This window comes from Bacillus cereus group sp. BfR-BA-01522, assembly GCF_022662635.1.
In the GTDB taxonomy this organism is placed as follows: domain Bacteria; phylum Bacillota; class Bacilli; order Bacillales; family Bacillaceae_G; genus Bacillus_A; species Bacillus_A cytotoxicus.
In genome coordinates, this window is sequence record NZ_JAKUDY010000002.1 from 303,422 (window position 1) to 325,257 (window position 21,836).

The following is a 21,836-nucleotide window of genomic DNA, read 5'->3' on the forward strand; positions in this document are numbered from 1 at the left end:
TTTGCTTTGGTGCTGTAGAGCATTGTATAGAAGATATACATATGGTCTACAATGGAATAAGGAGGAAGGACTTTGATACAAAATCAAATGAAGAAGAAGCGTAGACGCGTCGCTTTCGTAATGATTATTGCACTATTTGTATGTTGTGCGTCAGTCTATGCGTACATTTCATCTGCATTGAAACCGATTGATCGTAGTAAGAAACAGGAAATTGTAGTTGAGATTCCAAAAGGTTCATCTATAAGTCAAATTGGAGAAATCTTAGAGGAAAAGGGTGCCATTAAAAATGGTACGGTATTTAGTATTTATGCAAAGGCAAAATCGAAAAACCTTCAGGCTGGTACATACTTATTACATACTTCAATGAATGTAGATGAAGTGATGGAACAAATGTCATCTGGAAATGTACATCGTCCAGTAGCGTATAAAATAACGATTAAAGAAGGGACACAAGTTGTCGAAATTGCCGATACGATTGCGAAGGAATTAAAATGGAATAAAGATGATGTAGTACGTCAATTAAATGATAAATCATTTGTTCAAAAATTGCAGCAAAAGTATCCGGCATTATTAACAAATAAAATTTTTGACAGCAACATAAAATATCCGTTAGAAGGCTATTTATATCCAGCAACATACTCTTTTTATAAAAAAGATACAACATTAGAAGAAATTGTAACAGCAATGCTTGAAAAAACAAACGCACTTATTGTGAAAAATGAAGCGAAAATGAAGGAGAAAAATTTTGATGTTCATCAGCTGTTAACGTTATCTTCTTTAATTGAAGAAGAAGCAACAGGATTTACAGATCGTCAAAAGATTGCTAGTGTTTTTTACAATCGTTTAACAAAAGGAATGCCATTACAGACAGATCCGACTGTATTGTATGCGCTTGGAAAGCATAAAGAGCGTGTATTATATAAAGATTTAAAAGTAAATTCGCCATATAATACGTATGTGGTAAAAGGGCTTCCGGTTGGACCGATTGCAAACTCTGGTAAGCAGTCTGTACAAGCAGCGTTAGAGCCTGCACAAACGGATTATTATTATTTCTTAGCAGCACCAAATGGTGAAGTGTATTATGCAAAAACATTAGAAGAACATAATGCACTAAAGCAGAAATACATTACACAAAAATAATGAAATGAGAAGGATAGCGAAAAAAGTCGCATATCCTTCTTTTTTATGTTAAAATATATCGGGTTAAAAAGTGGCAGAAGAATCGTTTTTAATATTAAAACGGGACGTACAAGCTAAGGGTGAAGCAGGCTTGTATTTTTATTGCATTCTATGTGTGAAGAAAGACTGACACGTCATAGAGGCACTTCTCCGTATAAATAAGGAGGACCATTTATGAAGGATGCAGTTAACGAATACTTATTATCATTTATTACTGAAAAAGACGAACTTATTCTTGAAATGGAAGAATATGCGAGTGAACATCATGTGCCGATTATGGATCGCCTTGGTATGGAATTTATGCTTCAATTTTTACGTTTGATTGAACCGAAAAGCATATTAGAGCTAGGAACAGCAATTGGTTATTCTAGTATTCGTATGATGCAAGCAATTCCAAATTCACGCATTGTGACAGTAGAGCGCAATAGTGATCGATATGAAAAAGCACTTGAATATATAGAGCGTTCTCCTGTTAAAGAACGCATTTCCGTTATTTACGGTGATGCATTAGAAACGGGCGAGCAAGTAAAGGAACACGGAACGTTTGATGTTATTTTTATTGACGCTGCAAAAGGACAATATCGTCGCTTTTTTGATTTATATGAGCCGTTATTAAATCCAGGTGGCGTTATTATTTCAGATAATGTGTTATATCACGGACTCGTAACGACAAAAGAGAAGATTGAAAATAGACGTACACGTGGTTTAATTCGCCGTATTAAGACGTATAATGAATGGCTTATGAACCATAAGGGATATGATACGACAATTTTCCCGATTGGTGACGGAGTAGCAGTGAGCAAAAAGAAAGGATGACAAAGGTATGAAAAAACCTGAATTGTTAGTAACACCAAGAGTGATTGCAGATATTGAACTTCTTGCGAAGGCAGGGGCAGATGCGGTTATAATTGGTGAACAAGAGTTTGGCTTACGATTAGCTGGTGAGTTTTCTCGTGAAGATGTGAAGCAAGCTGTAAATATTGCGCATGAGCACGATATGAAAGTTTATGTAGCGATGAATGCTGTGTTTCACAATGAAAAAGTAGAAGCTTTAAAAGACTATGTTTCATTTTTACGAGATGTACAAGTAGATGCGATTGTTTTTGGAGATCCAGCTGTACTTATGACAGCTCGTGAAGTAGCACCGAACATGCCGTTGCATTGGAATACAGAAACGACGGCAACGAACTGGTTTTCATGTAATTATTGGGGACGTAAAGGGGCAAAACGTGCTGTGCTCGCACGTGAGTTAAGTTTAGATGAAATTATTGAATTAAAAGAACATGCAGAGGTAGAAGTAGAAGTACAAATTCACGGTATGACATGTATGTTTCAATCAAAACGCTCACTAGTTGGGAACTACTTTGAATATCAAGGACGTCATTTGGAAATTGAAAAGAAAAAATACGAAGAAAATATGTTTTTATATGATAAAGAACGTAATAATAAATACCCAATTTATGAAGATGCAAATGGTACGCATATTATGAGTCCAAATGATATTTGCTTTATTGATGAATTAGATGAACTAATCGATGCAGAAATAGATTGCTTAAAAATTGATGGTGTATTAAAAAGCTCTGAATATATTGTTGAGGTTACAAAGAAATACCGTAAAGCAATTGATTTATGTGTAGAAGATCGCGATGCGTATTATGACATAAAAGACAATTTATATAAAGAGATAGAAGAGATGCAACCAGTAAATCGTCCGCTTGATACAGGATTCTTCTTTAAAGAAACGGTTTACTAAACGAGGAGGGTGTAGAATATGACAATGCAAGAAATTTCACGAGTAATTGATGGCAAGCGCGTTATTGTGAAGAAACCTGAATTGTTAATCCCAGCAGGAAATTTAGAGAAATTAAAAATAGCTATCCATTACGGTGCAGATGCTGTATATTTAGGTGGGCAAGAATTTGGTCTTCGTTCCAATGCTGGAAACTTCACATTAGAAGAGATGGCAGAAGGCGTTGAATTTGCTAAGAAATATGGTGCAAAGATATATGTAACAACAAATATTTTTGCACATAATGAGAACATGGAAGGGCTAGAAGAATATTTAAGAGGCATTGAAAAAGCTGGTGTAACAGGTATTATCGTTGCAGACCCTCTTATTATTGAAACATGTAAGCGAGTCGCACCTTCTGTTGAAGTACATTTAAGTACGCAACAATCACTATCTAACTGGAAAGCAGCGCAATATTGGAAAGAGGAAGGATTACATCGCCTTGTATTAGCGCGTGAAGTTGGATATGAAGAAATGAAAGAAATAAAAGAACACGTTGATATTGAAATTGAGGCATTTGTCCATGGGGCAATGTGTATTGCGTATTCTGGAAGATGTACATTAAGTAACCATATGACAGCACGCGACTCTAACCGCGGTGGTTGTTGCCAATCTTGTCGCTGGGATTACGACTTAATTCAAACAGTCTCCCAACATAAAGATGCACAAGAATTATCGTTGTTCCAAGAAGGAGATGCTCCTTTCGCGATGAGTCCGAAAGATTTAAATTTAATTCTTTCGATTCCAAAAATGATTGAAATCGGAATTGACAGCTTAAAAGTTGAAGGACGTATGAAATCTATCCATTACATTGCAACTGTAGCAACGGTATATCGTAAAGTAATCGATACGTACTGCGCAGATCCTGATAATTTTGAATTTAAACAAGAATGGTTAGACGAATTGGATAAATGTGCAAATCGTGACACAGCTCCAGCTTTCTTTGAAGGTGTACCAGGATATCAAGAACAAATGTATGGAAATCATAGTAAGAAAACAACGTATGATTTTGCTGGTTTAGTGTTAGATTATAATGAAGAAACAGGCATTGCAACAATCGAACAACGTAATTATTTTAAACCAGGCCATGAAGTGGAGTTCTTTGGACCAGAAATAGAAAACTTTACACAAACGGTGGAGAAAATTTGGGATGAGGATGGAAATGAATTAGATGCAGCAAGACACCCGCTGCAAATCGTGAAAATCAAAGTGGATCGACCAGTGTATGTGAACAATATGATGCGCAAAAGCATATATCAATAAGAAAGAGTGGTAGTTGAATGGGGACGAATAAGCCTGTTGTAATTGGAATTGCTGGTGGTTCAGGATCAGGTAAGACAAGCGTAACAAAAGCAATTTTTGATCATTTTCAAGGTCATTCCATCTTAATTTTGGAGCAAGATTATTATTATAAAGACCAAAGTCATTTACCTATGGAAGAACGTTTAAAAACAAATTACGATCATCCATTAGCTTTTGATAATGATTTACTAATCGAACACTTGCACCAATTACTTGCATATAAAATGATTGAAAAACCTGTATATGATTATACTTTGCATACGCGTTCTGAGGAAGTGATTCCGGTTGAACCGAAAGATGTCATTATTTTAGAAGGGATTCTTGTACTAGAGGATCCGCGCCTTTGTGAATTAATGGACATCAAACTTTTTGTTGATACAGACGCAGATCTTCGTATTTTACGTCGTATGCAACGCGATATTAAAGAGCGTGGACGCACAATGGATTCGGTCATTGAACAATATGTAAATGTTGTACGCCCAATGCATAACCAATTTATTGAGCCTTCTAAGAAATTTGCGGACATCATTATCCCAGAAGGGGGACAAAATCACGTTGCAATTGATATTATGGTTACAAAAATCGCAACAATTCTTGAAGAAAAAGTGAATTTGTAATAGCATAGTAAAAGATATTCGATAGGAAGGGATTTTTTCCTTTCCTATCGAATACAATGATACATGCAACCACATCTGTATATAGATGAGGGCATATTTATATCAACTTTCCATACATATCTTCTTTATATGAGGAAGAATTAGAAAAGACGGGGTTGTATGTGACAACTCCGCTAGTGCATATGTACTAGAAACCTCCGCTATTGGAAATGCGGAGGAGTTTTCATATTTGAACTCCTCTTTTCTCGGGGGATTGGTATATAAAAGGAGTGGAAAAAGAATGGCAACAGAAAAAACATACCCTATGACACAAGAGGGTAAAGAAAAATTAGAAAACGAACTAGAACAATTAAAAACAGTAAGACGTAAAGAAGTTGTAGAACGTATTAAAATTGCACGTAGCTTCGGGGACCTTTCTGAGAACTCTGAGTACGATGCAGCGAAAGATGAACAAGCATTCGTAGAAGGTCGTATCACGCAGTTAGAAAACATGATTCGTAATGCAGTAATCATTGAGGATACTGGCGAAGAATCTACAGTTGTTACATTGGGGAAAACAGTAACATTTAAAGAACTTCCAGACGGAGATGAAGAAGCTTACACAATCGTTGGTAGTGCAGAGGCTGATCCATTTGAAGGAAGAATTTCTAACGATTCTCCAATTGCAAAAAGCCTATTAGGTAAGCAAATTGGTGAGAAAGTAGTCATCCAAACACCAGGCGGAGAAATGCAAGTTGAAATTATCTCTGTAAAATAATAAAAAAAGTTCACTCCTATGAGTGAACTTTTTTTATTTTCACTGAGAAGCTCCTTCTCTAAACGAAGGAAAGGCAGATTATAAGTGAAAATTGCTATATAAACATCTGTAATGTTTTAATTTTTGATAAATTCGACATAATGCGACATTAAAAGAGTTTTAATTTTGATAGTATATAATTATATTTTGCGCTATGAAGAGATTTTAAAAGGGATAAGGAAGAAGGAACGTTCATGAAAAAGAAATTATTTACAACAATTACTTGTGGGATCCTGATGACAGGATTAGCTGCATGCGGTTCTACGGAGAAAACAACTACATCAAACGAAGCGAAACCGAAACAAGAAGAGAAAAAGAATGATGCCGAAACTTCAACGTCAAATCGTACAAAGGAAAATTTGGAACTAAAAGAAGATAAAAAGGAGCAAAAATTTGAAGACTTTGCTTTAGAATATCAGTTAGCTATTGTAATGCAAATGTTTCAAGATGTAACGATTAAATATGATTACGCAATTGGCAATCCAGAGTTTTTGCTACGAGATACAATGGATCAAAAGAGAATCGATGATATGAAGGCTATGTTACAAGACCAGGCAAAAAATAATGATAAAGTGCTCAAGGATCAAGTAAATCAAGCATATACATTTTTAAAACAATCTAAAGTTAAGAATAAAGATGATATTCAAAAGCTCATAAATACTGAAAATGCTTATTTACAGATTGTAGACAAAATGATTGCATGCATTGATTCTGTAACAGTTGAAAATGCAAAGGAAAAAAGAAGTGAAATGGACGGTTTACATAAAGAATATTTAAATGCCGCAATACGGGTAACCAATACTTCAATTGAGGTTGCTAAAAATGCAGGGATAGATGAAGAGACATATAAGTCAATTTTGAGGAAGTTTTTAAAGCAACCAGCAAATCAAAGGTAATAGGAAGTTTTGTATAAAAAGAATAATGCCTCGTCTAAACTGAAAAGACGAGGTGTTTTTTTATGAAAATGAAGCGAAGAATTGTTATCATTTTATTATGTTTTACATGTATTATGCTCCTTTTGCTTGGTAGACTGGCGCAAATACAACTTATATCTACTGAATCATTTACAGATAGGCAAATTAATTTAATTGAAAAGAGTGTCACCCAGCGTACACAAGCTTTTACAGTGGATGAAGGGAGGGGGCATTTTGTTGATCGAAATGGAGAAAGAATCGGTGAAAAAAGCTATCCCGCTTTAATAATTTTTCCGTTCTTGCAAATAAAAAATGACATGTTACAAAAAATTGCGCATATCATTGGTGTGTCAGGGCAAGACATACATTTGCAAATGAAAAATAAAAGAAAACCATTCCTATTTCAAAGAGGTGATCAGCCGTTTCAGTTAACGAAAGAACAGATGGAAAAGATAAATCGTGAAAATATGTTAGGGATGGTAGCGACTGAAGTAAGGTTAAAACAAACATCCGAAGCAGAACATTTCATTGGTGTAGTAGGAGAAAATGAGAGGGAGTTTCAAAAACGATATGGAAAGAAACATAAGTTATCTAATCAAACCCCTGTCGGTATTTCAGGGTTACAACAGTCATTTGATGAATTTTTAATGACTGATGGTGAAGCAAAAATATTATATCAAGTGGATAGACGGGGGGAGCCCATTTTTGGAAAGCATGCGAAACTTACCTCTCCTGGAAATCCGTTTTATCCTGTCACGATTCAAACAACGCTTCATAAACGGATGCAACAAAAAGCAGAAGCGCTCCTGGAAATTTATAGGATGAAAAGGGGCGGATTAGTACTATTAGATGTGGAAAATAATGAAATTTTAGCTATGGTAAGTAAGCCGTCTATACAGCAAAATGATAAGAGTACATATGAACAGGCGTTGGAAAACCAAATGGTAACACCTCATTTTCCAGGGTCTATTTTTAAGACGGTGATAGCTGCGGCAGCAATAGATCAAAAATTACTTCAGCCTAACAGAATGTTTAATTGTGATACAGATTTGTATGGTGAAGATATTCCAGAAGTAATGATGGGAAAATTAAACTTTAAAGAGAGTTTTGCTAGAAGTTGTAACCGAACGTTTGCTGAACTCGGGAATGAATTAATGCAGCTTGATAAAAGTGTGATGGAAACATATTTAAAAGCGCTCGGTGGAAGTGGGGACGTTGGCTGGACGGGACCGGTATTTCATGCATTAAAGTTTAAACAGTTGCCAGAAGAAAAAAAAGCTGTTGTTTGGGGGGAGGAAGAAAATAAAAGAAGCTATAAAGCAATTGTACAAACTGCAATTGGACAAAAAGATGTACGAATTTCGCCGTTAGCAGTCGCAAATATGATGGCAACGATTGCTCGGGGCGGAGAGAAACGTGAAGTAAAGGCTGTAAAAGAAATTCGATATAAGAATGGAACGAGTTTTTTTCAATTTAAAGATCACAAGGTAGAAGGAAAGCGCCTTTCTTATACAACGATAACAAAGTTACAACAATTGTTACGGAGTGTAGTAACAATGAAGGAAGGGACGGGTTCAGCTTTTCAAGGCTTACCTGTATCAGTTGCTGGAAAGTCCGGTACAGCACAAACCGGAAAGGGAAATAAAGTAAATCGATGGTTCGCTGGTTATTTTCCTTATGATAACCCTAAATATGCTTTAGTTGTAGTGGATATTGAAACAACTCAAAACCAAAATATAGTAACATCCATTTTCAAAGAGTTTGTAGAAGCGATTTATCAATTAGAGCATGCACAGTAATCTTGCAATTGTATGTAAAATGTTTTCAGTTTGTGAAAAAATGTTTGTAATTGTTCAACCTTTTTAGATTTAATGTTACAATAGCAAGTAGGAAAAACTGCATGGAGGTTTGAAGAATGGCAGGAGGATCTAGATTCCAACAGAAACAACAAAAACGTCGTCAAAACGGTGTTTTAAATATTGCGATTGCGATTGTATTATTAGCAGTCATTGTTGTAGCTTATCAAGTCTTCTTTACTGCTGATACAACAGAACAAGCATCTTCTCAAGATAAGAAAGTATCTCAGGAAACAAAGAAAGAGAACAAATCTGAGGATAAAAAAGCGAAAGAAAAAGAAAAAGAAAAAGCAGAGGAAGAAGAACAGAAAAAAGCTGAAGAAGAGAAGCAAAAGGCAGAAGAGGAAGCTAGGAAAAAAGCTGAGGAAGAAGCAAAGGCAAATGAAAAAGTGGCAGCTGAAAAAACACTTCCAAAGGCGACTGATGCCTATACAAAACCTTCTTGGAAACCAGTAGGCACAACGCAAGGCGCAACGCCGGCAATGACATTTAAAAAAGGAACAGCAGATTGGAATGAAATGAATCAAGCAATTTCTTCTGCAATTGAAATTCCTGTAGAACAATTAATTATTCATCGCATTGGAAATAATGGAAAAGAAAAAGCGTATGGTAATGTTCAAGATAAGCAAACAGGAAAAAGATATTATGTAAATATTGAATGGGTACAGAATGAGGGTTGGAAGCCAACACTTGTTCAAACTCTAAACTAAAAAAGAGAAAGGTTCTTAAAAGAACCTTTCTCTTTTTTAGTTAACGTAATTTTTTTAGCTTAAAATGAACAACGGCACTATAATATGGACGTTTGCTTTCTGGATCCATAACCATTTGGTGAGAAACGCGATGAACTTCAAGCATCAGTGCTTTATTATTATCTATTTGTTCGTTAATCTTTTTCTCTAAAGAAACTAAGTCGGTTGCTTCAAAAAATTCTACTTTATCCTCTAACATTTCAAAGGTGAATGACATGAAGAAACACTCCTCTCCTGTATTAATCACACTTAGTGTAGCAAAGAAAAGACAGAAATACCATGTACATTTAGATTGACATTTTAGGAAAGAAAGCATATCATACTGATAAAACCGATAAGAAAAAGGGGAATTTTCATGGGTACAGAATTTAATGGTTTATTTGATGAATGGGCTCATACATACGACTCATTCGTACAGGGTGAAGATATACAATATAAAGAAGTTTTCGCTCATTATGAGGAAATTTTAGAGGATGTAGTAAACAAATCATTTGGAAATGTATTGGAATTTGGTGTTGGCACTGGCAACTTAACAAATAAATTATTACTTGCTGGCCGCACTGTTTACGGTATAGAACCGTCGCGTGAAATGCGTGCAATTGCAAAAGAAAAATTGCCAGAAGGATTTACAATTACAGAGGGAGATTTTCTCAAATTTGATGTCCCAAATACGATTGATACGATTGTTAGTACTTATGCATTTCATCATTTAACAGATGAAGAAAAAGATAGGGCGATTGCGAAATATAGTCAATTACTAAACAAAGGTGGTAAAATAGTCTTTGCTGATACGATATTTGTAGATCAAGAAGCATATGATAAGACTGTAGAAACTGCAAAACAACGAGGTTTTCATCAGTTAGCCAATGATTTGCAAACAGAATACTATACACGTATTCCAATCATGCAATCTATTTTTGAAAAGAATGGCTTCCATGTTACATTTACGAGACTAAATCATTTCGTTTGGGTTATGGAGGCAACTAAGCAATAGAAAGAGGGATTAGATTGAGAATTGCTGTAATTGGAGCAATGGAAGAAGAAGTGCGTATTTTACGTGATAAATTAGAACAAGCAGAAACAGAAAGCGTTGCTGGCTGTGAATTTACAAAAGGAATGTTAGTAGGACATGAAGTAATCTTGTTAAAATCCGGTATTGGTAAAGTGAACGCAGCGATGTCTACGACAATTTTGTTAGAAAGATATCAACCTGAAAAAGTAATCAATACAGGTTCAGCTGGTGGCTTCCATCACGCTTTAAATGTTGGGGATGTTGTCATTTCAACTGAGGTTCGTCATCATGATGTGGATGTAACGGCATTTAATTATGAATACGGTCAAGTGCCAGGCATGCCACCAGGATTTAAAGCGGATAAAGAATTAGTTGCATTGGCAGAGCAATGCATGAAGGAAGAAGAAAATATTCAAGTGGTTAAAGGAATGATTGCAACGGGTGACTCATTTATGAGTGATCCAAACCGAGTTGCAGCAATTCGTGGTAAATTTGAAAATCTTTACGCAGTAGAAATGGAAGCAGCAGCTGTTGCACAAGTATGCCATCAATATAACGTTCCGTTTGTTATTATTCGTGCACTTTCTGATATTGCTGGTAAAGAATCAAATGTTTCATTTGACCAATTTTTAGATCAAGCAGCTCTTCATTCTACAAACTTTATCGTAAAAGTATTGAAAGAGTTAAAGTAATGTAACAAAAAGGCAACTGTTTCATATAAAGAATTACATACAGTTGCCTTTTCTTTATTGGCAAGTAAGGAGGAGAACACGATGAAGGTGTATCGTGGGGTTCATGAATTAATTGGTCATACACCGATGGTAGAAATTACTCGTTTTTCACTTCCAGATGGTGTTCGATTATTTGCGAAACTTGAATTTTATAATCCAGGTGGAAGTGTGAAAGATCGTCTCGGAAAAGAATTAATTGAAGATGCATTAGCGAAAGGGCTTGTCACAAAAGGTGGAACGCTTATTGAGCCAACAGCAGGGAATACTGGTATTGGACTGGCACTTGCTGCACTAGAGCATGGCTTACATGTTATTGTTTGTGTGCCAGAGAAATTTAGCATTGAAAAACAAGAGCTAATGAAAGCACTTGGTGCAAAAGTTGTTCACACACCAACTGAACAAGGAATGACAGGGGCAATTGAAAAAGCAAAAGAGTTAGTCAAAGAAATTCCAAATTCATATTCTCCAAGTCAGTTTGCTAACGAGGCAAACCCACGTGCTTATTTTAAAACACTGGGACCTGAAATTTGGGAAGCTTTAAACGGAGAAGTAGATATATTTGTAGCAGGTGCAGGTACTGGTGGTACATTTATGGGTACTGCATCGTATTTAAAAGAACAAAATTCCAATGTAAAAACGGTTATTGTAGAACCAGAAGGATCTATTTTAAATGGTGGTGAAGCAGGTTCACATGAAACGGAAGGGATTGGTCTTGAATTTATTCCGCCGTTTTTAAAGCCGTCTTACTTTAATGAAATTTATACGATTTCTGATAAACATGCCTTTAAACGTGTGAAAGAATTAGCACAAAAAGAAGGACTCCTTGTAGGAAGTTCATCAGGCGCTGCATTTCATGCAAGTTTGCTAGAAGCGGAGAAAGCAAAACCAGGCACAAATATTGTAACGATCTTTCCAGATAGCAGTGAGCGTTACTTAAGTAAAGATATATACAAAGGATGGGAATAAAAATGAGAGCAAAAACAAAATTAATTCATGGTATTCGCATAGGAGAACCTTCAACTGGATCTGTCAATGTGCCCATTTATCAAACAAGTACGTACAGACAAGAAGCAGTTGGTAAGCATAAAGGTTATGAATATTCACGCACAGGAAACCCAACACGTGCAGCTTTAGAAGAAATGATTGCAGTACTAGAAAACGGTCATGCGGGATTTGCATTTGGATCCGGAATGGCTGCAATTACAGCAACAATCATGTTATTCTCAAAAGGAGATCATATCATTTTAACGGATGATGTGTATGGTGGAACATATCGTGTTGTGACAAAAGTATTGAACCGCTTTGGTGTTGAACATACATTTGTAGATACGACAAATTTGGATGAAGTAGCTACGGCAGTACGTCCAAATACAAAAGCGATTTATGTTGAAACACCAACAAACCCACTATTAAAGATTACAGATATCAAAGCAATTTCTACATTTGCCAAAGAAAAGGGTTTGCTAACAATTATTGATAACACATTTATGACTCCTTATTGGCAGTCACCTATTTCTCTGGGAGCAGATATTGTCCTTCACAGTGCAACGAAATACTTAGGGGGACATAGTGATGTAGTTGCTGGTTTAGTTGTTGTAAATAGTCCGCAATTAGCAGAAGATCTTCATTTTGTTCAAAATTCAACAGGTGGTGTTCTTGGACCACAAGATAGTTTCTTATTACTACGCGGTTTAAAAACATTAGGTATTCGCATGGAAGAACATGAAGTAAACTCACGTGCAATTGCCGAGTTTTTAAATAACCATCCAAAGGTTAATAAAGTATACTATCCAGGGCTTGAATCGCATCCGAATCATGCACTAGCAAAGGAACAGGCAAACGGATACGGTGCTATTATTTCATTCGATGTAGATAGTGAAGAAACATTAAATAAGGTACTTGAGAAAGTACAATATTTCACACTTGCTGAAAGTTTAGGGGCTGTTGAAAGCTTAATTTCAATCCCGGCACAAATGACACATGCTTCTATTCCAGCTGACCGCCGTAAAGAACTAGGTATTACAGATACATTAATTCGTATTTCTGTCGGTATTGAAGATGGTCAAGATTTAATTGAAGATTTAGCGCAAGCGTTGGCATAATGAAAGAGCCGTGAATAACGGCTCTTTTTTTTGGCAAACTTCTCCCTCATTGACTGTATTTACTTGCTTCAAAAACTATTAGAATATGATAAAGTGATAGGGAGGAGTGGTAAAAGTTGAAAGAATTGCAACAAAAAATCGCAGATTATACTCGCTTCGGTCAAGTCCTCCTTGCAATATCCACCTTTTTTATGATTGGTTTATTGATTCCAAATGGAGGAAGAGAAACGGTACAATTCTTTGCGATGATGGGTGTTATTGTTTTGTTTTTAGGAATGGCGTTTTTCTTTTTTAAACGTATTAAAGTGTTGCGTGATCAGTTAGAGGAGAACGAGTATGAATAGATGAAACGCTACAAGAAGAATATATCTTTTTGTAGCGTTTTTTTATATAGATAAAATTTGTGTAGAAAATGTATGCGTTTTACATTGACAATGATAATCTTTATCAATTATAATGTAATAGAAGATAGTTTTCATGTGAGATTTTGGAATGATTAGAACCAAATGGAATATCTAGTATATATCTGAAAATTCTACACCCCCCTCAAACCTGTAGTTTTCTTTATACTAGTTATCATATGGAAGCAGTAAACAAGTTTTGTTTACTGCTTTTTTTCGTCAAGACTTGTATATCGCTGTAATAATAAAGGCAGCATAGAGATTTAGTTCCTCTGCACCACGTTTATCATTTGCAGTATGAAAAGCAACTTGCTTTTCCCTCAATAACTTCTTTCTGTTAAAAGTTGAATTTTCCCCATATTTTTGTTCACCTCGTTTATAATAGATGTAAAACTTACAATATACTGTACATTCTGAAATGTATCACAGATCAAGGGGGAATTACCATTTCTACCATTGAAGATATTGCGAAGTTAGCTGGAGTATCAAAAGCGACGGTTTCTCGAGTACTCAATCGTCATCCTTATGTCCGTCCAGAATTGCGGGCAAGGGTAGAAGCAATTATTGAGGAACAAAACTATGTACCAATAGCAACGGCTAAAGATTTGAGGCGTCTTCAAACAAATTTAGTTGGTGTAGTTGTTCCAAATATATATCATCCTTTTTTTAGCCAGTTAATTCAAGAATTAAGTTATATATTAAAAAAAGATCATTACGATATTGTGATTTTACAGTCAAATTATGAGATGGATAAGGAGAGAGAATTTTTACACTACATTAAGACGAAAAAATTAGATGCATTAATTTTTATGACACTTTCGTTACCGATTGGAGAAGTAGAAGAGGCAATGCACTTCGGGAAAATTGTTATTTGTAATGAACATGTTGAAACAGAAAAGATTTGTACAGTTCAATTTAATGAAGAGTTAGCGGGATATATGGGAACGAAACATTTGATTGAAAAAGGATATACAAGGATAGGTTTTTGTTACGATACATTAAAAAGTAAAGCACAGCGCCAAAGGTATAAAGGTTATAAAAGAGCATTAAAGGAATATGGCCTACAGTTACAGCAAGAATGGGTGTTTTCAAACTGTTTTGAATTAAAGGATGGAGAAAAGGTGATATATAGTATTTCCTCCATGCGCGATATTCCAGATGCAATCTTTACAGGTAGTGATGAAATAGCTGCAGGTATGATTATGACAGCACAACGATTACATATTCATGTTCCACAAGATTTAGGAGTGATTGGATTTGATAATCAACCTCTTTCAATGATTATGACTCCTAACATAACAACAATACAGACATCTATTAGAAGCATGGCCCAACATTCAATTTTTTTATTGCACAAACAGTCGCGAAAAGAACATGTACAGCAAATCCGATTGCCAGTTGCGATAATAGAAAGAGAATCTACAAGAAGGAGGTAGTAGTATGTTTCATACAGATCGTTTGCAGTTTCGGAAATATACAATGGCTGATTTAGACTTTTATGCTTCGTTATGGGGAAATGAAAAAGTAATGCGCTATATTGGAAATGGGACACCTAAAACATATATGCAGTGCAAAAAAAACCTCGAAAACTGGGTTCTTCCAGGTTATCAAAATGGTTTAGGACTATTTCTAATGATCGAAAAAGAGACAGCAGTACCGATTGGACATGCGGGACTTGTGCGGCAACAAGTAGACGGTAAAGAAGAAATTGAAATTGGCTATTGGTTACTTCCTGCATATTGGAGAAAAGGTTATGCAAAAGAAGCAGCAGTAGCATTTCGGGACTATGGATTTCAAGCGCTAAGACTAAAAAAATTAATTTCCCTTATCAACCCAGATCATCCCGCTTCTATCTTTGTTGCTAGAAAAACGGGATTGAGCTATGAACAAACAGCCTCATTTCATGGGAAGGATGTTCTTGTCTATGCGATCAAAAGAGCGGAGTGATGAGGAGCAGAAAGTGATACTTCTAGAGTTGCATAAAAACATATAAGAATATTCTGATATATTATACAATAAGAACAACCTTGAGGAGTAGATATATTAGGATAAAGCGAATGATAATGCGTTGGAAAATCTATATATTTAAAGGGATAAGAGCAGGAAAAAGGCTTGTTTTCAAAGGAAAAACAAGCTTTTTTCCTGTTCGTAACAGCTCGATTGGTGAGGAAGAAGCCCTCAATGATCAAAGTTTCACTTTATTGGTTTTAGAGTAATTAGTAAATGTGTTTTCGATTTTCTGCATGGCTAGAGATGAGTAGTAATGCAGGTTCTTCCCCAATATTTCGAACAATATGAGGCACACAAGCACTCCAAGAAAACGAATCACCTTCTTCTACAATTGCAATATCTTCTCCATGCTGTACTTCTAATTTTCCACGTAAAACAAGATGACATTCTTCTCCTTCATGAGCGTTTGGTTTATTCTCTTTCGGGAATTCAACAGGAATCTCTACTAAAGATAAGCGCAGACCACCTTGTTCTGCTACATGTTCAATTCTTTGCTTATCTTTTCCATATACGCTATATTTCCGCTCTTCTTTTTTGACAATTTTCATACGATTTTTTTGTTCAAGCAATAAATAAGGAAGAGGAACATTTAGGAAATTGGAAATCGTTTCTAAAGTTGAGATAGATGGTGAAGTTTTATTATTTTCAACCTGGCTCATAAACCCTTTAGAAAGTCCTGTCCCTTCACAAATTTGAGCGATTGTGATGCCTCTGCGTTGACGAATTTCGCGTATTGCAGAACCAATATTCATAAAATCAATCTCCTTTTTGTAACAACTATTTGTATCATAGCAAAAAAAATATATTTTTTCTTAAAAAATGAATTGACGAATAAAAAAATTTATTATATGTTTTGTAATGTTAATAAAAGTTTTATATAACAAAACTATAAAGGAGAGAAAGAAATGAATCAACGTATTGGTAACTTAATTATTCGTATCGTGTTAGGAGTAACGTTCTTCATGCACGGTTTAGTAAAATTCCAATCAGGAATTGAAAATATTGCAGGATGGTTTACAAGTATCGGTTTACCGGGTGGACTTGCTTATGGCGTAGCAACAATGGAATTAATTGGCGGCTTATTATTAATTATCGGTTTAGGTGTAAGATATGTTGGACTATTATTTGCAATCATTATGGTTGGAGCAATTGTAAAAGTAAAATGGTCAGCTGGTTTATTAGGAGATGGGAAAAATCCTGGTTTTGAATTAGATCTTGCATTATTAGCAATGGGACTTCACCTATTTATTGCAAAAGCTGATGGTTTTATAGATAATTTCTTAAAAGCAACTATGTTTAAAAAAGACTAATCTTTGCGGGGGTATAACAATATGAGCTTTCAGCTTCATCCCAACACAGCACTTGGTATTGTTCATCTATACGTATCAAATATAAAAAGATCACTAGAGTTTTATACGAATGTATTACAATTCACAGTAATTCAAGAAGAAGAGACAATCGTTACACTTGGTACAAATGCAAATGAACCACTTCTTATAATAGAAGAACAAAAAGATGCTTTACCGAAACAGAAAAATCGCACAGGTCTATATCACTATGCAATTTTATTACCGACGAGACAAGAGTTAGCAAATGTTCTGCGTCATCTTGTAGAGAAGATATATCCGTTGCATGGTGGGGCAGATCATTACTTTAGTGAGGCTCTTTATTTAGCTGACCCAGATGGGAATGGAATAGAAATTTATCATGATCGCCAAAGAGAAGTATGGCGTGATGAAAATGGAGAGATCCCGTTTGTTAGTAACCCGTTAGATGGTGAAGGATTATTACAGCAAGGAGAGGCATGGAGTGGATTCCCGAGTGGTACAGTGATAGGACATATTCATTTCCATGTATCTGATTTAGAAGAAGCAAGACAATTTTATGTAGATGGTCTAGGATTTGATATAACGATTCCACCTCGAAATGGTGCGTTGTTTGTTTCTGCTGGTGGGTATCATCATCATGTCGGTTTAAATACATGGCAAGGTGAAGGAGTGCCATCACAAATGCCAAATTCTATCGGCTTGAAATATTTTACAATTGTATTAGCAAATGAAACGGAAACAGAAAAGGTATGTAAAAGCTTAAAAGATATTGGTATTATTGCAACGTACAAAGACGGAGTATTACAAGTTGAGGATCCATTTGGTCATCGTATTCACTTGATTACAAAAGAAGAAGCCTAAGCGCGGCTTCTTCTTATTTTTTTATAATCGCTTTTTCATTCTGTAAAAAGAGGTCATCAAATTGTTTTGCTAAATCAAAATCAAGTTTTGTTAGTCCTTTTGTATTCCATGATGACAAAGTGAGAATTACTGCTTTATACTGAATAAGGATAAATGGATGGTGATTATGTTCTTCTGATAGTTTGGCGACTTCAGAGACAAATTCGACACCTTTTAAGTAGTCGGAAAACATATATTTTCTTTCAATCCATTTTTCATCTTTCACTGTCCATTTATCTAGCTTCTTTAATTCCTCTTGTACTTCATGATCTGTTAATCGTTGCATTATTTTTCACATCCTTTATTGGAAGTAAAGCAAGTCCATTATGGATTAAACGTTGTACAGACTCATTTTCTGTAAATGTAGAGAGTTGTTGCAGTAAGAAAGAGGCTGTTTTTTGATCTTTGTTATATTCTACAAGCAACTCTAATATTTCAAGGCGAAGTAGCCATTCTTTTTTATAGAATTGATTTAATACTTCATGTATGGCTACTAATTGTGCTACATCTGAATCTTGCAGCTCACCTTTATTTCGAATATCTCGAACCATTTGATACATACGATCTAGCTCTGATAGTGAAAGTGATGCGGGGGTTTTTTCTATTTCTTCATCCATGGGGAAGAATGAGGCTGCATCGGCTGCACCTGGGAATACAGATGTAATGTTAGAACCAACTGCCATATCAAATGTTCCCCATGAAGCATCAAATAATAAGTGATCTTTATAAACAACAGTGCAATTTGTAAAGGAAATAAGAACGACTTTCTCATCCTGTTTTATAATATCAGTTACAGTTCCTTTTACGTGAACACCGCTTGCAAAGGAAAGATCAGTATTGTTTCCAATTAGAATACCTAATGATTGTAAAGATTCCTCTGTACAATCTTCTAATGCTATATTGTTTTGCAATAAACCAATTGGTGTACCAAATCCATCTTCGTGTACAGCTGTTGAGTGATGAGGCAGTTGCTTATGATTGAATGCTAAAGCGGTTGGTGTATTGGTTTTTAGATAAATTACTTCACCAACCTCATTTTGCACCATTTCTGAGAATGTACCTGTAATTTGTAAACCACTACTTAGTTCAGCAGTCGCTATGTTTTCAGAGCGAATTGCTTTTTCTAATCCTTCCGCACCACCCGTCTGAAAAGCCATTGTTTTAGAAAATGCTTCAAGTGCTTCTATCAGTTCTTCAAATGACTGACAGACAAATAATTGCGGCTGCATTTTCGTCACATCGTATGTTGTCTTTATGCAAGCTTCGAGCGAGAATGGAACTTTTTCAACAGCATCTGTTAAACAATACTTACTTTCGCCTACAGAAGACAGTAGACCAGCTCCGTAAATTTTAGGATTGTCTAGATCGCCAATCAGTCCATATTCAACTGTCCACCAAAAAAGGCGAGAAATTTGTTCCGCTTCTGATACACCTGAAACTAGTTTTTGTTTTTCGATTACTTCTTTTTCCGCTGCTTCAATTTCTTCAGGTGTTGAAGTTGGACTTTCTTTTACAATGGTGAGTGTACGAACTGCTTCAAAGGCATCATGCTCTTCCTTTGTTGAGAAAGCTTTTGCTCCAATTTGTCCAAAGCGTTTTACATACTTGGCATATGTAGGATCAAGTAAGATGGGAGCATGACCTGCTGCTTCATGAACGATATCAGGTGCTGGTGTATATTCAATATTTTCTACTTTGCGAATATCTGTTGCGATTGGTAGTAAACCATGACCTTGAAAGTCAAAAAATGCGACTCCGGGAATCAGACCATCAATCGTTACAGCTCCCCAACCGCTTGGTGCTAAACATTCATTCATTTCTTCCACTTTTGGAATTGCGTCTATATTAATACCAGATGATTTTAATCCGTTCACATAAGCTGGATGAGCCACATCTTTTAGAAAGTTATGGTTTTGCCTCATAATATAGCGCCATACAGCATGATTAATGGGTGTGTACTGATCATAATGTTGCTTAGACACAAAAGGCTTTAAATGCGCTGGAATTTCTGTCTTCTTCATTTCTACATCCTCCTTTTTTCTCTAATCAATTGATTGTAAGTTCTTTCTGTCAGTAGAAATTCACTGAAATATCGCCCTTTACAAAATCTATCACCACCATTTAAAAAAAATATAATCGCTTATGAAAATTTTATCATAAAATTTTGAATTATTTAACATTTGTTTTGTGAGAAACAAAAAAGTTAGTGCTAGATTATTTGATCAGGAAGATGAAATAGTAGTACCCCTATTCATCCTGCTATTTTAGGATAGCTTAGTTGGCGAAGGTTCGTACTGAGTAGAGATGAAGGAAGCGCCACTGATTAAAATTGTATCTTATCTAAAATATAGCGATGGGGGAATGATAAGGAGAGAAAGAAAATGTGTAAAAAGTGTTTTTTTCTTATAATTTGTATATTTTATCCGCGATCATGATTTATGGGTAAAAATAAACGGTAAGGAAACACAAGTAACAAAAGGAGAACATATTACAAAACCGAAATGGTCGCTTCTGTTAAAGAATTTTAAGAAACCCACCTAAAATATACTTTTAGGTGGGTTTCTTCTAATTATTTATGCGTTTTATTTGGCTTCTTTTTTCCAGGGTTTCCATTTCCTTGCCGCTTTCTGTTTTGTTCATCTTTTGCTTGCTTTTCATGCAATGTGTTTAAGTAATCATTTGAACTATTCATGAATGATTCCTCCTCAAAGTTTCGTGTTCTCTCTGTTACTATAACCAATTGTGGTAGAAATGATGATTAGAGGTTTAGGGGGAGATAAATGATTTTATGTATGAAATTTTTTGAGGGGAATACTGTAAGTGGAAGGGATTAGGCTGTCGTTATTGAAACTAGTATGATAGTATATATAGAATTTCATACAAAAGAGGTGAGAGATGAAACTTTTTTGTAAGGCATGGTCAAGGAGTACATACCAAAAATGTGCCAGCAAGCTTGCAAATCGAGCATCCTTATTTGACAACAGAAGGGAAGCAACAAGCGTTGTTACTTCGAAAGAATTTACCTCTGAATGAAAATAATGTGCTAATTGTAAGTCTGATCCTTCGAACTTTACCATGTGATTAGTTGTTAAATTGGAAGCTCATTCAAAAGTTATTTCCTAATTTCTTAGTAGGAGATAGTAAGAATAATCTGTTATGGAAGGAATCAATACAATATTAGAACAAGACTTTATGAATCTAGCAGACGAATGCATAAGATGGTGCTATACATTATATGCAAACAGAATTTATCTTGTATCCCATGAGGGAACAATTACAGCATATAGGCAGTATTTGCCAAAAAAACATGTTAACAAGAGAGGATTTTTTAGAAGAAACAGGTATATATGAATGAAAGCGATGAGTGGAGGGAGTATATGAATATTGCATTAGTAGTCGGTGATTATTCCGATCTAGAAGCACAATCACTGCGATCGACACTTGAGTGTTTTGGGGCGAGAGTGATTACCTATTGGATTGGCCGGCCGCGAGATTTGATGGAAGTTCTTTCGGGAGAAGTTTTGTATGACGATATAAATTATATTGTTTTTTGTTTCCATGGCGACGAAGGAGAAATGATAATGGGAGAATTAGCTGAAGAAGTATATGAAGAAAATGAACCGAGAGGAAACTTTGGTGTAACAGAAATTAGCAAATATGCAAGATTGCATAATAAGCATATTTTTAATAGTGGATGTACATTAGGAAATAGGAAACTTGCAGAAGCATTTCTAAATAGCGGAGCAAAAACTTATATTGGTTCGGTAGATGATGTCGATGGAAATGCAGCATTAATGTTTATCATTCGCCTATTTTATGGGCTAATTAATCATAAACAAACGATTACGGAAGCATTTCAAACAGCAAAAACAATAGATGATGAAACGTATACTTTCCAATTATATAGATGAAAAAAATGGCGTGCTTATTCCATATAGGATGAGCATGTTTCACATTTATTACATAATTTTTTTACATTCTTTTAATGAAAATAATTATCAATTGTGGTATGATATTTTCAAGTTTTTATATGTAATAGAAGTAACTATATAAATATTAGCTTTAGATGTTTTATATAATTGTCAAAAACCATTCATAATTAACATTTAAAAAATAAGTAACTAATGTTATTATATTTAATGTAACTAAA

24 protein-coding genes and 1 pseudogene are annotated in these 21,836 nt (G+C 35.2%); 20 read left to right on the forward strand and 5 right to left on the reverse strand.

Features of this window, described 5'->3' with window-relative positions; genetic code table 11:
- Nucleotides 1–72 precede the first annotated feature (72 nt).
- From mltG to MR059_RS04170, 9 genes are all read left to right on the forward strand, one after another.
- Nucleotides 73–1,140 carry an endolytic transglycosylase MltG gene (gene mltG / locus MR059_RS04130; protein ID WP_012095558.1) on the forward strand — a complete coding sequence of 356 codons (1,068 nt, stop codon included), beginning with the start codon at nt 73–75 and terminating at the stop codon, nt 1,138–1,140.
- Nucleotides 1,141–1,353: 213 nt separating this feature from the next.
- Nucleotides 1,354–1,995, forward strand: coding sequence for an O-methyltransferase (locus MR059_RS04135; protein WP_012095557.1), 642 nt, complete (start codon nt 1,354–1,356; stop codon nt 1,993–1,995).
- 7 nt (nt 1,996–2,002) lie between these two features.
- A complete protein-coding gene (locus MR059_RS04140) occupies nt 2,003–2,932 on the forward strand; it encodes a peptidase U32 family protein (RefSeq protein ID WP_242161563.1) in 930 nt (309 codons plus the stop codon).
- Nucleotides 2,933–2,950: 18 nt separating this feature from the next.
- Nucleotides 2,951–4,231: a peptidase U32 family protein gene (locus tag MR059_RS04145; RefSeq protein WP_012095555.1), complete on the forward strand. Its 1,281-nt coding sequence runs from the start codon at nt 2,951–2,953 to the stop codon at nt 4,229–4,231.
- 17 nt (nt 4,232–4,248) lie between these two features.
- A complete protein-coding gene (gene udk / locus MR059_RS04150; protein ID WP_012095554.1) occupies nt 4,249–4,887 on the forward strand; it encodes a uridine kinase in 639 nt (212 codons plus the stop codon).
- Nucleotides 4,888–5,167: 280 nt separating this feature from the next.
- The gene (greA, locus tag MR059_RS04155; protein WP_012095553.1) at nt 5,168–5,644 is read left to right on the forward strand and encodes a transcription elongation factor GreA; all 477 of its coding nucleotides are present in this window, start codon (nt 5,168–5,170) and stop codon (nt 5,642–5,644) included.
- A gap of 233 nt (nt 5,645–5,877) precedes the next feature.
- Complete coding sequence (locus MR059_RS04160; protein WP_041810037.1) at nt 5,878–6,579, forward strand: hypothetical protein; 702 nt, start codon at nt 5,878–5,880, stop codon at nt 6,577–6,579.
- A 62-nt stretch (nt 6,580–6,641) separates the two neighbouring features.
- Entirely contained in the window at nt 6,642–8,396 is a 1,755-nt protein-coding gene (locus MR059_RS04165; RefSeq protein WP_242161565.1) for a peptidoglycan D,D-transpeptidase FtsI family protein, read from the forward strand.
- Between the two features lie 116 nt (nt 8,397–8,512).
- A complete protein-coding gene (locus tag MR059_RS04170) occupies nt 8,513–9,163 on the forward strand; it encodes a YrrS family protein (protein ID WP_242161567.1) in 651 nt (216 codons plus the stop codon).
- 40 nt (nt 9,164–9,203) lie between these two features.
- Here MR059_RS04170 and MR059_RS04175 read toward each other — a convergent pair whose 3' ends face one another.
- A complete protein-coding gene (locus MR059_RS04175; protein WP_012095549.1) occupies nt 9,204–9,419 on the reverse strand; it encodes a YrzA family protein in 216 nt (71 codons plus the stop codon).
- A 138-nt stretch (nt 9,420–9,557) separates the two neighbouring features.
- Between MR059_RS04175 and MR059_RS04180 the strand changes: the two genes are divergently transcribed.
- The 7 genes from MR059_RS04180 to MR059_RS04210 all read left to right on the forward strand — a co-directional run bounded on the left by MR059_RS04180 (nt 9,558) and on the right by MR059_RS04210 (nt 15,395).
- Complete coding sequence (locus tag MR059_RS04180) at nt 9,558–10,196, forward strand: class I SAM-dependent DNA methyltransferase (protein ID WP_012095548.1); 639 nt, start codon at nt 9,558–9,560, stop codon at nt 10,194–10,196.
- A gap of 14 nt (nt 10,197–10,210) precedes the next feature.
- A complete protein-coding gene (gene mtnN / locus MR059_RS04185) occupies nt 10,211–10,906 on the forward strand; it encodes a 5'-methylthioadenosine/S-adenosylhomocysteine nucleosidase (protein ID WP_048723815.1) in 696 nt (231 codons plus the stop codon).
- 81 nt (nt 10,907–10,987) lie between these two features.
- Complete coding sequence (locus MR059_RS04190; protein ID WP_012095546.1) at nt 10,988–11,911, forward strand: O-acetylserine dependent cystathionine beta-synthase; 924 nt, start codon at nt 10,988–10,990, stop codon at nt 11,909–11,911.
- Between the two features lie 2 nt (nt 11,912–11,913).
- A complete protein-coding gene (locus MR059_RS04195) occupies nt 11,914–13,047 on the forward strand; it encodes a bifunctional cystathionine gamma-lyase/homocysteine desulfhydrase (RefSeq protein ID WP_012095545.1) in 1,134 nt (377 codons plus the stop codon).
- A gap of 116 nt (nt 13,048–13,163) precedes the next feature.
- Entirely contained in the window at nt 13,164–13,391 is a 228-nt protein-coding gene (locus MR059_RS04200; RefSeq protein ID WP_012095544.1) for a YrhC family protein, read from the forward strand.
- A 401-nt stretch (nt 13,392–13,792) separates the two neighbouring features.
- A complete protein-coding gene (locus tag MR059_RS04205) occupies nt 13,793–14,884 on the forward strand; it encodes a LacI family DNA-binding transcriptional regulator (RefSeq protein WP_012095543.1) in 1,092 nt (363 codons plus the stop codon).
- Between the two features lie 4 nt (nt 14,885–14,888).
- On the forward strand, nt 14,889–15,395 hold the full coding sequence (locus MR059_RS04210) for a GNAT family N-acetyltransferase (RefSeq protein WP_012095542.1): 507 nt from the start codon (nt 14,889–14,891) through the stop codon (nt 15,393–15,395).
- A 269-nt stretch (nt 15,396–15,664) separates the two neighbouring features.
- Here the strand turns inward: MR059_RS04210 and MR059_RS04215 are convergent, their stop codons facing one another.
- On the reverse strand, nt 15,665–16,210 hold the full coding sequence (locus MR059_RS04215; RefSeq protein WP_012095541.1) for a helix-turn-helix domain-containing protein: 546 nt from the start codon (nt 16,208–16,210) through the stop codon (nt 15,665–15,667).
- 153 nt (nt 16,211–16,363) lie between these two features.
- Here MR059_RS04215 and MR059_RS04220 point away from each other — a divergent pair, with 153 nt between their 5' ends.
- Together MR059_RS04220 and MR059_RS04225 are read left to right on the forward strand one after the other, a co-directional pair.
- Entirely contained in the window at nt 16,364–16,768 is a 405-nt protein-coding gene (locus MR059_RS04220) for a DoxX family protein (protein ID WP_012095540.1), read from the forward strand.
- 21 nt (nt 16,769–16,789) lie between these two features.
- Complete coding sequence (locus MR059_RS04225) at nt 16,790–17,647, forward strand: VOC family protein (protein WP_242161569.1); 858 nt, start codon at nt 16,790–16,792, stop codon at nt 17,645–17,647.
- A gap of 13 nt (nt 17,648–17,660) precedes the next feature.
- On the opposite strand, the gene MR059_RS04230 is transcribed toward MR059_RS04225, so the two are convergent.
- The 3 genes from MR059_RS04230 to MR059_RS04240 all read right to left on the reverse strand — a co-directional run bounded on the left by MR059_RS04230 (nt 17,661) and on the right by MR059_RS04240 (nt 20,378).
- Nucleotides 17,661–17,975 carry a 4a-hydroxytetrahydrobiopterin dehydratase gene (locus tag MR059_RS04230; protein WP_242161601.1) on the reverse strand — a complete coding sequence of 105 codons (315 nt, stop codon included), beginning with the start codon at nt 17,973–17,975 and terminating at the stop codon, nt 17,661–17,663.
- Nucleotides 17,950–19,707 carry an aromatic amino acid hydroxylase gene (locus MR059_RS04235; protein WP_242161571.1) on the reverse strand — a complete coding sequence of 586 codons (1,758 nt, stop codon included), beginning with the start codon at nt 19,705–19,707 and terminating at the stop codon, nt 17,950–17,952. Before MR059_RS04235 ends, MR059_RS04230 begins: the two co-directional genes overlap by 26 nt.
- A gap of 548 nt (nt 19,708–20,255) precedes the next feature.
- Entirely contained in the window at nt 20,256–20,378 is a 123-nt protein-coding gene (locus MR059_RS04240) for a DUF4023 domain-containing protein (RefSeq protein ID WP_041810033.1), read from the reverse strand.
- A gap of 249 nt (nt 20,379–20,627) precedes the next feature.
- On the opposite strand from MR059_RS04240, the pseudogene MR059_RS04245 reads away from it, so the two are divergent.
- Both MR059_RS04245 and MR059_RS04250 read left to right on the forward strand, forming a co-directional pair.
- Nucleotides 20,628–21,041: pseudogene (locus MR059_RS04245) on the forward strand (histidine phosphatase family protein).
- Nucleotides 21,042–21,063: 22 nt separating this feature from the next.
- Entirely contained in the window at nt 21,064–21,597 is a 534-nt protein-coding gene (locus tag MR059_RS04250; protein ID WP_012095536.1) for a hypothetical protein, read from the forward strand.
- Nucleotides 21,598–21,836: the final 239 nt, after the last annotated feature.